Source organism: Synechococcus sp. RSCCF101 (assembly GCF_008807075.1).
In the GTDB taxonomy this organism is placed as follows: Bacteria; Cyanobacteriota; Cyanobacteriia; order PCC-6307; family Cyanobiaceae; genus RSCCF101.
In genome coordinates, this window is record NZ_CP035632.1 from 2880291 (window position 1) to 2893530 (window position 13240).

General features: G+C 66.5%; 12 protein-coding genes. 8 read left to right on the forward strand and 4 right to left on the reverse strand.

What is annotated here, in order from left to right; all coding sequences use genetic code 11:
* The first annotated feature begins 21 nt into the window (after positions 1 to 21).
* Together EVJ50_RS13905 and EVJ50_RS13910 are read left to right on the forward strand one after the other, a co-directional pair.
* Positions 22 to 792 carry a queuosine precursor transporter gene (locus EVJ50_RS13905; protein WP_225322967.1) on the forward strand — a complete coding sequence of 257 codons (771 nt, stop codon included), beginning with the start codon at positions 22 to 24 and terminating at the stop codon, positions 790 to 792.
* 25 nt (positions 793 to 817) lie between these two features.
* The gene (locus tag EVJ50_RS13910; RefSeq protein ID WP_150884649.1) at positions 818 to 1573 is read left to right on the forward strand and encodes a bifunctional 2-polyprenyl-6-hydroxyphenol methylase/3-demethylubiquinol 3-O-methyltransferase UbiG; all 756 of its coding nucleotides are present in this window, start codon (positions 818 to 820) and stop codon (positions 1571 to 1573) included.
* Between the two features lie 66 nt (positions 1574 to 1639).
* On the opposite strand, the gene rpmA is transcribed toward EVJ50_RS13910, so the two are convergent.
* Both rpmA and rplU read right to left on the reverse strand, forming a co-directional pair.
* Positions 1640 to 1903, reverse strand: a complete 264-nt coding sequence (rpmA, locus tag EVJ50_RS13915) for a 50S ribosomal protein L27 (RefSeq protein WP_150884650.1) — start codon at positions 1901 to 1903, stop codon at positions 1640 to 1642.
* 58 nt (positions 1904 to 1961) lie between these two features.
* Positions 1962 to 2330 (reverse strand): 50S ribosomal protein L21, encoded by a 369-nt coding sequence (rplU, locus tag EVJ50_RS13920; protein WP_150884651.1) that lies wholly within the window; start codon positions 2328 to 2330, stop codon positions 1962 to 1964.
* Positions 2331 to 2512: 182 nt separating this feature from the next.
* On the opposite strand from rplU, the gene EVJ50_RS13925 reads away from it, so the two are divergent.
* The 3 genes from EVJ50_RS13925 to kaiC all read left to right on the forward strand — a co-directional run bounded on the left by EVJ50_RS13925 (position 2513) and on the right by kaiC (position 5395).
* Complete coding sequence (locus EVJ50_RS13925) at positions 2513 to 3409, forward strand: circadian clock protein KaiA (RefSeq protein ID WP_150884652.1); 897 nt, start codon at positions 2513 to 2515, stop codon at positions 3407 to 3409.
* Positions 3406 to 3777 carry a circadian clock protein KaiB gene (kaiB, locus tag EVJ50_RS13930; protein WP_150884653.1) on the forward strand — a complete coding sequence of 124 codons (372 nt, stop codon included), beginning with the start codon at positions 3406 to 3408 and terminating at the stop codon, positions 3775 to 3777. The genes EVJ50_RS13925 and kaiB overlap by 4 nt, the downstream gene beginning before the upstream one ends.
* Before the next feature lie 73 nt (positions 3778 to 3850).
* Positions 3851 to 5395 carry a circadian clock protein KaiC gene (gene kaiC / locus EVJ50_RS13935; protein ID WP_150884654.1) on the forward strand — a complete coding sequence of 515 codons (1545 nt, stop codon included), beginning with the start codon at positions 3851 to 3853 and terminating at the stop codon, positions 5393 to 5395.
* Here kaiC and EVJ50_RS13940 read toward each other — a convergent pair.
* On the reverse strand, positions 5365 to 7527 hold the full coding sequence (locus EVJ50_RS13940; protein WP_150884655.1) for an ATP-binding protein: 2163 nt from the start codon (positions 7525 to 7527) through the stop codon (positions 5365 to 5367). The two genes, kaiC and EVJ50_RS13940, sit on opposite strands and share 31 nt — an antisense overlap.
* A gap of 24 nt (positions 7528 to 7551) precedes the next feature.
* Positions 7552 to 8844 carry a phosphoribosylamine--glycine ligase gene (gene purD, locus EVJ50_RS13945; protein WP_150884656.1) on the reverse strand — a complete coding sequence of 431 codons (1293 nt, stop codon included), beginning with the start codon at positions 8842 to 8844 and terminating at the stop codon, positions 7552 to 7554.
* A gap of 46 nt (positions 8845 to 8890) precedes the next feature.
* Here purD and EVJ50_RS13950 point away from each other — a divergent pair, with 46 nt between their 5' ends.
* The 3 genes from EVJ50_RS13950 to EVJ50_RS13960 all read left to right on the forward strand — a co-directional run bounded on the left by EVJ50_RS13950 (position 8891) and on the right by EVJ50_RS13960 (position 13239).
* Positions 8891 to 9865: a hypothetical protein gene (locus tag EVJ50_RS13950; RefSeq protein WP_225322968.1), complete on the forward strand. Its 975-nt coding sequence runs from the start codon at positions 8891 to 8893 to the stop codon at positions 9863 to 9865.
* Entirely contained in the window at positions 9862 to 10623 is a 762-nt protein-coding gene (purC, locus tag EVJ50_RS13955) for a phosphoribosylaminoimidazolesuccinocarboxamide synthase (RefSeq protein ID WP_150884657.1), read from the forward strand. Before EVJ50_RS13950 ends, purC begins: the two co-directional genes overlap by 4 nt.
* 339 nt (positions 10624 to 10962) lie before the next feature.
* Positions 10963 to 13239 (forward strand): BamA/TamA family outer membrane protein, encoded by a 2277-nt coding sequence (locus tag EVJ50_RS13960; protein WP_370455646.1) that lies wholly within the window; start codon positions 10963 to 10965, stop codon positions 13237 to 13239.
* Position 13240: the final 1 nt, after the last annotated feature.

A 13240-nucleotide genomic window follows, 5' to 3' on the forward strand; every position in this document is an offset into this window, starting at 1 on the left:
GAACGAGTGTCTCACCCAGCAGTGCCGTCGGCGACGGACCATCAGGCGTTCCAGGAGCGGCGCGACCTGGTGTTTCTGCTGCTCTCGGGCCTGTTCCTGGGCACGATGGCGATGCTCAATCTGCTGGGCTTGACGCGGTTCCTGCTGCTGGGCTCCCTGGGCCGCTGGCCTCTCGTGGTGGCGGTGGGAGCGCTGCCGTACCCGCTCACCTTCCTCTGCACGGATCTGATCAGTGAGCTCTGGGGCGAGCGCCGGGCCGGCCAGCTGGTGTGGGTGGGCTTCCTGCTCAATGGCTGGATCGTGCTGATCCTCTGGCTGGGTGGCGTGCTGCCCGGGACCGATGGCTTCGGAGGCGGCCTGGGGCTGCCGGATCCGGCGGCCACCGGTGACCTGCCGGTGTTCTACGAGCTCCGCCGGCTCACCTTCGGAGGCGTGACGGCCTCGATGGTGGCCTACCTGGCCGCCCAGTTCACCGACGTGCGCCTGTTTCACTTCTGGAAACGCCTGACCGGAGGCCGTGCCCTCTGGCTGCGCAACAACGGGTCCACCCTGATCAGCCAGCTGGTCGACACCAGTGCGGTTGTGCTGATCAGTCATTACGGCGCCCACGTGCTGCCGGTGGACCCCGCTGCGGCACTGCCGCCCCAGTTGCTCGGCTTCATCGCCAGCGGCTATCTGTTCAAGCTCCTGGTCGCACTGGCGGACACCGTACCCTTCATCCTCCTGGTGGGCTGGCTGCGCCCCTGGCTCGGGATTCCGGAGCCCGGGGAGGAGATCGCTCCCCAGGCGTAGGTTCTGAGAGCACCGGCCTTCCGCCTTGACCGTCTCCCCATCGGCTGAACCGGCGGCGGACCGCTTTCTCGCCGACGGCTTCGATCTGAGGCTGCACCTGCAGGAGTACCTCGGTCTCGATTCCCAGACGCTTGAACAGCGGCTGCCCCACAGCCGGCAGGCTCTGGCTGCCCTCCATCCGGGCGGCTTCGATGAGGCCAGCCCGGAGCGCTTCTACGAGGACGCCGTGGGCACCAGTCATCTGCTGGAGCTGGCGGACTGGCATCTCGGCAGCTGCGACTACATCGCCGACACGATCCGGGTGATCGAGCAGGCGGCCACGGGGCAGGTGCTGGATTTCGGCGGGGGGATCGGTACCCATGCCCTGGCCGCTCTGGCCATGGAAGCCGTGGATCAGGTGTGGGTGGTGGATCTCAATCCCCACAACCGGGCTTTTGTCGCCGAACGTGCCCGACGACTCGGTGTGTCATCGCGGCTGCACTGCTGCCGCGATCTCGACGACCCCGCGCTCCCGGCCCGCTTCGATACGCTCATCTGCCTCGACGTGCTGGAACACCTGAGCGACCCCGCCGGTCAGCTCGAGATCTTTGCCGAGCGGCTGACCGGAACCGGCGTGGCGGCGCTGAACTGGTACTTCTTCAAGGGGTTCTCAGGCGAGTACCCCTTTCACTACGACGACCCCGAACTGGTCGAGCGGTTCTTCCAGACGCTTCAGAGTCGCTACCTCGAGGTGTTTCACCCCTACCTGATCACCACCCGTCTGTACCGGCGTCAGCGTTGAGGCGCCGGTACAGACGGTGGGGTCATCGCTTGCTGAGGCCAGGCTGGCGGTCAGCCGGGCTTCCGCTCAGGCCCCGACGACCGAGATGCGCTTGCGCTGGCGCAGACCGCGGCGGATCGTCTGGAACTGAACGGTTCCCTCAACAAGGGCGAAGAGGGTGTCGTCCTTGCCGAGACCCACGTTCACGCCGGGCAGAACACTGGTGCCCCGCTGACGGATGAGGATCGCGCCGGGACGCACATGCTCGCCTCCGTAGGCCTTCACGCCGAGGCGCTTGGCGTTGGAGTCGCGGCCGTTGCGGGTGGAGCCGGTGCCTTTCTTGTGAGCCATTCGCTGATGGGGACGCTGGAGGGAAGGGAAATGGTGGAGTTGGGCCTGTGCCGAGGCCTCAGCTCAGGGGCTTGCCGGCCATTGTGATGGCGGTGACGCTCACGCGGGTGAGTTCCTGGCGATGGCCGTTCTTGCGGCGCGTCTTCTTCTTGGGCCGCATCTTGTAGACGGTCACCTTGGGGCCGCGGCGGTGGGAGAGCACGGTGAGCTGAACGGCTGCGCCCTCCACGGTGGGCTGTCCGACGAGGGACTGATCCCCGTGACGGACCAGGAGCACGTCGGTCAGCTCAAGGGTGTCACCGGCTTCGGCCTGAATCCTGTCGACGTCGTAGTAACGCCCGGGTTGCAGCCACATCTGCTGACCGGAGGTCTCGACGATGGCGTACAGGGAGGTGGCCGCCGTCTCCGGGGCCGTTGTGCTGGTCATGGGCGTCGGGGAGCTCCTGAACACGGCTGCCGGCACCGGTTCCTCACGCCGCTGATCCGGCGGAAGAGGGCGGTGAGCGGCGATTGCCGGCCGCTTCAGATCGCTTGTGAAATCAAACAGAGATTTTCGGGCGACGGACGGGGCCCTGTCAACATTGACCTCAGCTGGGACACGCCGAACGCATGAGCCAGGCGGCTCTCACCATCGGGTATGCGCTCACGGATGACACGCTTCAGCACTCCTGCAACCAGTGGCTGAAGGCCACAGGCCACCGCCAGAATCCGCTCGGCCTGGGATGGGATGCGGTCCGCTTCCTGAGGGAGCACCCCGATGGCTGTGATGTGATTGTTTTCGACCGGCAGGGGCTGACTCCCGAGCAGCTCAGGGATCTGCGGGATGCGGATGTCCTGGTGCCGGCCGTGGTGATCGGCGATGTGAGCGGCAGCGTCGACTACCACGAGGCCGAGGTGCACCTGCCGGCCGATCAGCTGGAGCAGCTCAGCTACAGCGTCGATGCCTGCATCGCCAGGTTCCTTCGCCAGGGGCTGCGCATGGGCGGTGCATCGGACTCCGAGAGCAGCACGGGGCCGGCAGCCCAGGGCGAGGACGCCACGCCACCGACCTGGCAGCTCGCGCAGCGCCTGCGGGAGCGCCTCGGCTATCTCGGAGTCTTCTACAAGCGGGATCCCAGCCGCTTCCTGCGCAGCCTGCCGCCGGGTGAGCGGGCCGAGTTGTTTCAGTCGCTGGAGCGAACCTACCGCGATCTGCTGTTGAGTTACTTCCGCGACCGTCCCGCTGCGAACCAGGCGCTGGAAAGCTTCGTGAACACCGCCTTCTTCAGTGATCTCCCGATTACAAAAACCGTGGAAATCCACATGAATCTCATTGACCGATTCGGCAAGCAGCTAAAACTGGAGGGCCACAACAATGACTTTCTCCAGGACTATCGCCTGGCCCTGCTGGATGTGATGGCTCACCTCTGCGAAATGTACCGGCGCTCCGTGCCGCCCGATGCCGAGCTTGGCGCCAGGCGCCGATCCTCCTCCCGTGTCGCCAGTGAGGGGGAGGTGGCCCAATGAGTGCCCGCAAGACCTACATCCTGAAGCTGTACGTCGCCGGCAACACGCCCAACTCGATGCGGGCTCTCAAGACCCTGCGCAGCATTCTTGAAACAGACTTCAGCGGCGTCTACGCCCTGAAGGTGATTGATGTGCTCAAGAACCCCCAGCTCGCCGAGGAAGACAAGATCCTGGCGACACCGACTCTGGCGAAGATCCTGCCACCCCCAGTGCGCCGGATCATCGGTGATCTTTCCGATCGCGAGCGTGTTCTGATCGGACTCGATCTGCTGTACGATGAATTAACGGATGACACACTTGGCATTCCGCTGAGTCAGTCTCTGGAATCGGAGGATGGAACTGCCGTTCCGGCTGATCCGACCGATTGAGGCTTCTGCCCCGTCTGCCGCCACCGCTTCCACCCTTCGCACGCGTTCCCAGCAGCGACTCTCCCCCCTCACCATGATTGACCAGTCGTCCGGAACCCTGCCCCTGATGCAGGTTCAGAAGCTGCCGACGGGGATCGAGGGCTTCGACGACATCTGTCAGGGCGGTCTCCCCGCCGGCCGGGCGACGTTGCTCAGCGGCACGTCGGGAACGGGCAAGACGGTGTTTTCGCTGCACTTCCTCCAGAACGGAATTTCCTACTACGACGAGGCAGGGATTTTCGTCACCTTTGAGGAGTCCCCGCTCGACATCCTCCGAAACGCGGCCAGTTTCGGCTGGAATCTGCAGGAGATGGCGGAGCAGGACAAGCTCTTCATTCTTGATGCCTCACCCGACCCCGATGGTCAGGATGTGGCCGGCAGCTTCGATCTCTCAGGTCTGATCGAGCGGATCAATTACGCGATTCGCAAATACAAAGCCAAGCGGGTCGTGATCGACTCGATCACAGCTGTCTTCCAGCAATACGACGCCGTGTCCACGGTGCGCCGCGAGATCTTCCGTCTGATCGCACGCCTCAAGGAGATCGGCGTCACCACGATCATGACGACCGAGCGGATCGATGAATACGGCCCGATCGCGCGCTATGGGGTGGAGGAGTTCGTCTCCGACAACGTGGTGATTCTCCGCAACGTGCTTGAGGGCGAGAAGCGTCGCCGCACCGTTGAGATCCTCAAGCTGCGCGGCACCACCCACATGAAGGGGGAGTTTCCCTTCACGATGGGTGCCCACGGCGTCAACATCTTCCCGCTGGGTGCCATGCGCCTCACCCAGCGGTCCTCGAATGTTCGGGTCAGCTCCGGCGTTCCGCGTCTGGACGAGATGTGTGGTGGTGGCTTCTTCAAGGATTCCATCATTCTGGCCACCGGCGCGACGGGAACCGGCAAGACGCTTCTGGTCAGCAAGTTCATTGAGAATGCCTGCGTCAACCAGGAGCGGGCGATTCTCTTCGCCTACGAGGAATCCCGCGCTCAGTTGCTGCGCAACGGATCCAGCTGGGGCACCGACTTCGAGCAAATGGAGAAGGATGGTCTGCTGAAGATCATCTGTGCCTACCCGGAGTCAACTGGCCTGGAAGATCACCTGCAGATCATCAAAACCGAGATTCAGGAGTTCAAGCCATCCCGTATGGCCATCGACTCCCTGTCGGCTCTGGCACGAGGCGTGAGCCATAACGCCTTCCGCCAGTTCGTGATCGGAGTCACCGGTTACGCCAAGCAGGAAGAGATCGCCGGCTTCTTCACGAACACCTCGGAGGAGTTCATGGGCAGCCACTCGATCACGGATTCCCACATCTCCACGATCACTGACACGATCATCCTGCTTCAGTATGTGGAGATCCGCGGTGAGATGGCCCGCGCAATCAACGTTTTCAAGATGCGTGGTTCACAGCACGACAAGGGCATCCGCGAATTCGTGATCACCTCCAACGGTCCCGACATCAAGGATTCCTTCACCAACTTCGAACGCATCATCAGCGGTGTCCCCCACCGCGTCACCGGCAGCGAGCGCACCGAGCTCTCCCGCATCCTTCACGGCGTTGCCGGTGAAGACAACACCTGATTGGCTTTCGCCCGCGAATCGGTCCGTTCCTGGCTGCTGCGCCGCTCCACCATCAGATTGAGCTCATCCTGATCGGCTCCTTCCAGGGGGAGCTCAAACCAGAATGTGGTGCCGATCCCCGGTTCGCTGATCATGTGAACGCGGCTGTTGTGCTTGTCGAGGATGCCGCGCACGATCGAGAGGCCAAGGCCGGTTCCGGCTTCGGTGTGCACCGCGTTCTCCACCCGGAAGAAGCGCTCGAAGATGCGCTGCTGATCCGCTTCCGACACCCCGCAGCCGCTGTCGGCGATTTCCACGCGCAGGCGCGGCAGCGGTGAACTGAGCTCGCAGCTCGGTGCATCGGCTCCGGCTTCGGCCTCACTCTCATCGTCTGCTGGGGCGTTCAGGGCGGTGTTCGGCACTGTCAGCTGACAGCTGTCCGGCCAGACGTAGGCCCGCAGCCGGATCGCTCCGCCATTGCCGGTGAACTTGAGGGCGTTGCCCAGGAGGTTGTCGATCACCTGCAGCAGCAGGTCCCAGTTGGCCAGAACGGCAGGCAGCGGATCCTCGGCCAGCAGCTCCATCAGCACCCCCTTGTCCTCGGCATTGAGCCGGTAGTTGCGCACCGCCTGCTCCAGCGCCGGACGCAGATCCATGCTCTCCAGCTTCACCTGCCGTCCCGACTCCAGCCGCGACAGGTCGAGAACGTCGTTCACCAGCCGGGTGAGGCGGTCGGTCTCGTCGTTGGCGATGGCCAGGAAGTCCCTGCGGTCCTCATCGCTCAGCTGATCGCCCAGATCGTGCAGGGTCTCGACGTAGCTCTTGATGTTGAACAGCGGTGTACGCAGCTCGTGCGACACGTTGCTGATGAAGCGGCTCTGGGCCGCATTCAGCTCCACCTCGCGGGTGAGGTCCTGAATGGTCATCGTGATGCCCTTGATGCTGGTGCCGCTGCCGTCGCGCACCGACTGGAGCACGATCCGGAGGGTGCGCGGCGGCTCGCCGAAGTTGCAGCGCACGTCGGTGCTCTCCCGCTCTCCATCCAGCACCGTTTCCAGCGGACCGCCCAGCTCGAGCGTGAGCCGTTCCGGCATCTCCAGCACCAGCTCCTTGCCCTCCAGGTTGCGGCCCTCCCAGCGGAACAGCCGCCGGGCCGTGGGGTTGACCAGCACGATCCGGCCCTCCTCATCCAGCAGCACCGCGCCATCGGCCATGGTCGCGATCAGGGACTGCTGCTTGCCCTGGGCAGCGGTGAGTTCCTCGATGTTGGCTTCGTTGTAGGCCTCCAGCTGGGAGGCCATGTCGTTGAAACCGTTGAGGAGTTCCCCCAGCTCCCCACCCACCGGGAGCGCGATGCGGGCCGAGAAGGTGCCACCGGCGATCGCGCGGACCCCGCGCAGCAGCTCCTTCACCGGTCGGGTGATGGTGAGGGCGTTGAACACGGCCCCCAGGATCACCAGCACCCAGATCGAGATGAACACCGCCACGGTCACCTCCCGGGTGAGTGCGGCCGTGGCCAGAACCGCTTCGTTGGGATTGATGCCCAGGGCCAGCACACCCAGATAGGTGCCGTCGCTCACCATGGGCACGAACACATCGGTCACCTGCCCGGACGGGGTCAGGTGCTGGCGGATCAGGGGGTTCTGGGGGCGGTTGCGCAGGTCGGGTGGCAGCTCCAGCCGCCGGTTGAGCAGCAGCTCGCTGCCGTCGCCGGCATCGCCGCTGGCGCTGCCACTGATCGGGATGCCCAGGTAGATGATTCCCTGGGGATCGGCGAAGAAGATGTAGCGGAGGCTGCGGCTCGATCGCCAGAAGCGATCAGCGACCGAAGCCAATTCACGGTCGTTGCCCTCCGCCACCAGGGGTGTGACGTTGGCCGAGAGCAGCAGACCCAGATCGCGGGCGTAGCGGGTGTCGCTGCTGCGGGCATCCACCTGGATGCCGTTGAGGGCGAAGAAGGTGATGCCGGTCATCACCAGGCTCACCACCAGGGTCGCCACCGCCAGCAGCTTGGTCTGCAGGCTGAATTCGGCCCACCAGAGCGCCAGTCGCCGGCGCCAGCCCGTGGGCTGAGGCTGCAGATCCAGACCCTCGGCCCAGGCGGCCGGTTCCGGTGCGGCGGAAGCGTCAGCAGCGGCAGATGTGGGATTCATCCGCTCCAGAGGCGTTGCCCAACCTTAGAGATGTCGCACCTGATGGCCGATGTCGCGCCGCAGCAGCGCTCCATCGAAGCGGATGTCCTCGATGGCGGCATAGACCGTCTCGAAGGCGCCGTCGAAACTATCGGCCTGTCCCACCACCGCGAGCACCCGCCCGCCCGAGGTGACCAGCGTGCCGCCGGCCTCCCGTCGCGTGCCGGCATGGAACAGCTGACGATCCCCGGCCGGCTCCGGCCACGCGATCCGGATCGGGTCACCGAGCTGCACCGAGCCCGGATAGCCGGGGGCCGCCATCACCACACAGGCGCTGCACCCGTCCCGCACTGTCAGGTCGGGGGCCTCCGCCAGCTCGCCGCGGGCGCAGGCCAGGAGCACAGCGGCCAGCTCCGGACCCATCAGGGGCATCAGGGTCTGGCATTCGGGGTCCCCGAAGCGGCAGTTGAATTCGATCACCTGGGGCCCGGCCTCGGTGACCATCAGGCCGGCGTAGAGCACGCCGCGGTAATCGAGCCCCCGGGCCCGCAGCGCCGCCAGGGTGGGCTCGAGGATGGTGCGGCGGACCGCCTCCAGCCCGGCCGCGTCCAGCACCGGAGCCGGTGCGTAGGCCCCCATGCCGCCGGTGTTGGGCCCGGTATCCCCCTCTCCGATGCGTTTGTGATCCTGAGCCGGCGGGAGCAGCACCAGATCCTGCCCATCGCTGAGGGCCAGCACCGACACCTCGGGGCCCCGCAGCCGTTCCTCCAGCAGCAGCTGTTCTCCGGCCGCCCCGAAGCGACCGGCCAGGGCCTCGGCGATGGCCGCTTCGGCCTGCTCACGCGTTTCGGCGACGGTGACCCCCTTCCCCGCCGCGAGGCCATCGGCCTTGACCACCGGCGATGTGGCCAGTGCGTCCAGAACGGGGCGGGCCTCCTCGAGGCTGCCGACCCGCCAGGCCCGGGCGGTGGGCACTCCCGCCTCCTGCATCAGCTGCTTGGCCCACTGCTTGCTGGCCTCCAGCCGGGCGGCTTCGGCACCCGGACCGAAGACCTGGAAGCCCGCCCCCCGCAACCGGTCGGCCAGGCCATCGGCCAGCGGAGCCTCCGGACCGATCACCACCAGCTCGATCCGCTCGCTGCGGCAGAGGGCCTCCAGGTCGGGGTCATCGCCGGCCGCCACGGGCACGCTGCGGCAGCCCGGATGGTCATCGCTGCCGCCGTTGCCCGGCGCGATCAGCACCTCGGCCACCCCCGGGCAGCGGGCCAGAGCCCAGCCGAGGGCGTTCTCACGACCACCGGAGCCCACCACCAGGATCCGCTCGGGGGTCAGGGTCATGCTCGTCACCACAGGAGATAGCGTGCGGCGGTCGGGGCCCGGACGCTTGCCTCATCTTCCTACTGCCGCGGCCGGCCTGATCTCCGGCCTGTTCCTGCTCGCGGCCGCCGGGCCTTCGGCGGCGCAGACACCACTGCCTGTGGCGATGTCGGAAGCCGACTTCCTCACCCTGCTCGAGGACGGGACGATCGATCAGCTTCAGGCCGCCTGCAGCGAGTCGCTGGCGGCGGGGCTGGACCAGCGCCTGCAGCCGCTTCGCTCCCGCCTGCTCGAGGGCTGGCCCGCACCCCAGAACACGGTGCTGGTGATGGCCAATGCCGCGGCCTTGATCGAGTGCCGTGCCCCCTCCGCCGCCCTCACGGTGCTCAGCCGGGTCGGCCCCGCGCCGGGCCCGACCCGGCGGGCCTGGCTCGTGCTCCGCTGGCAGGCCGCCGATGCGGCCCTCGACCACCGCCGCGCCGCCAGGACTCTGCACCGTCTGGTGGAAGGCGATCTCTCCCGCCTCGATACCGTGCTCCTGCCCGTGCGCCGAGAGGAGGACGGCACCTGGACCACCCGTGCCGCAGTCGATGTTCTTGCCGACCATTACGAGGGCATGGGCGCGCCGGATCGGGCGGTGGAGGTGCTGCTCGCAAGCCGCAGCGCCGGCCCCGAGACGGCTCAGCGGCTGGCTCGCGCTGCCGCCCTGATGGACGATCTCGCCCTGGAGCGCCGCCTTCTGCTGCTGGAGCAGGCTCTCGACCAGGCGGCCGTGGATGAGGCCTGGGGACTGGCCCTGGAGCTGCTGGTGCTTCAGGAATCGATCGAACGGGCCGCCGGTGGCGACGCCCAGCGGCCCCGCCAGCGGCGCGACCGCCTCAGTCGCCGGCTGCGTGATCCCTACAACCAGTGGCGTCTGCTTCAGGACGAAGCGCTGGATCCCGAGAGCGAGGCGCGGCGACAGAGACTGGAGGAACGGCTGCGCTCCCCCCGCGATCCCGGCGGACACGGCGCATCGACCCTCCCTCAGGCAGGCCCATGACCGGCAGCAGCGGATTCCTCTACGAAGGCAAGGCCAAGCGCATCCATGCCGGCGCCTCGTCGGACCGGGTGGATCTGGAGTTCAAGGACGAGGCCACTGCCTTCAATGCCGCCAAGCGGGCCCATCTCGAGGGGAAGGGCTGGCTGAACTGCCAGATCTCGGCCCGGCTGTTCGATCACCTGGAACGCAGCGGTATCCCCACCCACTACCTGGGGCTGTCCCCCAGGGGCGCCCACTGGATGACGGCCAGGCGGGTGCGTGTCGTGCCCATCGAAGTGGTGATCCGCAACCGCGCCGCGGGGTCCCTCTGCCGCGAGCTGCCGATCGACCCCGGCACCCCGCTCGATCCGCCGCTGCTCGACCTCTACTACAAGGACGATGGCCTCGGGGATCCGCTGCTGACCGAATCCAGGCTGACGCTGCTGGATCTGGTGACTCCCGAGCGACGGCAGGAGATTGAACGGATGGCCCGCCAGGTGAATGCCGCCCTGCAGGCGCTCCTCGTTCCTCTGGATCTGGATCTGATCGACTTCAAGCTCGAGTTCGGCGAAACCGAGGCTGGAACCCTGGTGGTGGCCGATGAGATCAGCCCCGACACCTGCCGTCTGTGGGATCAGCGCGATCGGGCGGGCGACGACCCGCAGCGGAGTCTCGACAAGGACCGGTTCCGCCGCGACCTCGGCGGTGTGATCGAGGCCTACAGGGAGGTCTACAAACGGGTCCAAGGGGCCTGCCCCGACCCTTGCGTCTGCAGGTAAGGTCTGCGGGCATTTGCGGCTCGGCCGCATGTCCTCAGACTTGTGATGGCCGGCCACCGACAGGGATCCCTTCGTGCAGCACTGACTCGTGTCTCCTGGGCCCTGGCACTGAGCGGTGGCGCCGGCCTCATGCTGGATGGGATGGGCCCGGCACGGGCTGCTGAGCTTCCCTCTGATGCGGGCGTTGGGTCAGTGGTTGAGCTGGCCGGGCGTGCCGGTGCCGGAGAGTCCCGCGCCGCCCTCGCCGCTCTCTCGGGTGCCTCCACGGGCGTGACCTCGGTGGCCTCGGCCCTGGACGGGGCTGTTGCAGCCCTGGGCCGCACGGCGCTGTCACCACACGTGGTGACCCTCCCCCGGCTGGAGCCCCTCCCTCCGCTGGAGTCTCTCCCCCCACAGGCTGGCGAGAGCCGGCTGCCCAACGCCCAGCTGGCCCAAGCCGACGACGCTGATCCCGCCGCCCCCCCCGCTGAGGTGGAGGAGATCGAAGTGGAAGAGATCGAGGTTGAGACGGTCGAGGAGGTCCCCGCTCCCGATGCACCACCTGCCGGCGGCGGGGTGGAGGGCGCTCCGGGCCCCGCGGCGGAAGACTTCAATCAGGAGCCGGCCGAGCCGCAGGTTCTGATCAGCGAGGTGGTGATCGAGGGCCTGGAGGGCCATCCCGAGCAGGAACGGCTCGAGCTGGAGGCCTACGACGCGATGCGCACCCGGCCGGGCAGCCTGGTGACCCGTTCGGAGCTGAGAACCGATCTCTCGGCGATCTACGCCACGGGCTGGTTCTCCGATGTGCGGATCCAGCCGGTCGATGGTCCTCTGGGCGTGCAGGTGGTGGTGATGGTCACCCCCAACCCGGTGCTCACCGAGGTGGATCTCGACCCCAGCGACGCCCGCATCCCAGACCAGATCGTTGCCGACACCTTCGCCGCTGATTTCGGACGCACCCTCAATCTGAATGTGCTCCAGACGCGCATGAAGGAGCTGCAGACCTGGTATGCGGATGAGGGCTTCTCTCTGGCGCGGGTCACCGGCCCGGAGCGGGTCAGCCCCCAGGGTGTGGTCGAGCTGAAGATCAGCGAAGGTCTGGTGGCCGGTGTGGAGGTGGAGTTCCTCAATCGGGAAGGGGAGAACGTCGATGAGAACGGCGAGCCGGTGCGGGGCAAGACCAGGCCCTGGGTGATCACCCGGGAGATCTCCCTGCAGCCGGGCGATGTGTTCAACCGCAACGACCTGGAGGCGGATCTGCAGCGCCTCTACGGAACGAACCTCTTCAGCGATGTGAAGGTGAGCCTCAAGCCGGTGCCGGAGACGCCGGGTGAGGTCACCATCCTCCTGGGCATCGTCGAGCAGTCCACCGGCTCACTTTCAGGGGGCCTGGGCTACAGCCAGAGCCAGGGTGTGTTCGGTCAGATTCAGGTCAGTGACTCGAACCTGCTCGGGCGGGCCTGGAACACGGCCCTCAACTTCACCTACGGCCAGTTCGGCGGTCTGGCGACCCTGAGCTTCACAGACCCCTGGATCCGGGGTGACCGGCATCGCACCGCCTTCAACGCCCGCCTGTTCATCAGCCGGGAGGTGCCCCAGATCTTCCAGAGCCAGGACAACGGCAACATCCGCACTGCGTCGGATTTCTACGAGGCTCCCGGCACCGACATCGCCTACGACATCGATTCCGACAACAACCCGGCCGGCCGCAAGTTCGATTCCGTCGGCCAGGCGGAGGATCTGTTCCCGGACGAAAGCTGGTACGACTACCGCGGCAACACGGTGGCCCTCGAGCGCTTCGGCGGCACGATGCAGTTCATCCGTCCCATGAACGGGGGTGACCCGTTCAAGCGGGCTCCGTGGACGCTGGTGCTCGGACTCAATGCCCAGCAGGTGCGCCCGATCGATTTCACCGGTGCCAGCCGACGCTTCGGCGTGGGCACCCAGGACCGAACCGAAAGCCGGGTCCCCACCGATGATGTCATCTGCATCGCCTACAACTGCGCCAGCGAGAACCAGCTCGTGGGGCTGCGCTTCGCCGCCACGATGAACAATCTCGATGACCCCCGCAATCCCCGCGAGGGCAACTTCCTCAGCATGAGCACCGAGCAGTTCGTTTCGGTGGGTGAGGATTCACCCACCTTCAACCGACTGCGCGCCACCTACACCCAGTTCTTTCCGGTCAACTGGCTGAAGTTCTACAAGGGCTGCCGGCCCGAGCCCGGCGAACCGGAGGACTGCAAGCAGGCCCTGGCCTTCCAGGTGAAGGCGGGCACGGTGATCGGTGATCTGCCTCCCTATGAAGCGTTCTGTGTGGGCGGCACCAACTCGGTTCGGGGTTACTTCGAATGCGACCTGGCGGTGGGCCGCAGCTTCGGCGAGGCCACAATCGAATACCGCTTCCCGATCTGGAGCATCATCAGTGGCGAGGTCTTCGCCGATGCCGCCACCGATTTCAGCAGCCAGTCTGCGGTGCCGGGCGAACCGGGCAACATCCTCGACAAGCCCGGCAGCGGCTTCTCCCTCGGCACCGGCGTGATCGTGACCACCCCGGTGGGCCCCCTGCGGCTGGAGGCTGCCAGCCGCGATCTCAGCGGCGACTGGCGCTTCAACCTGGGGGTGGGCTGGAAGTTCTGAG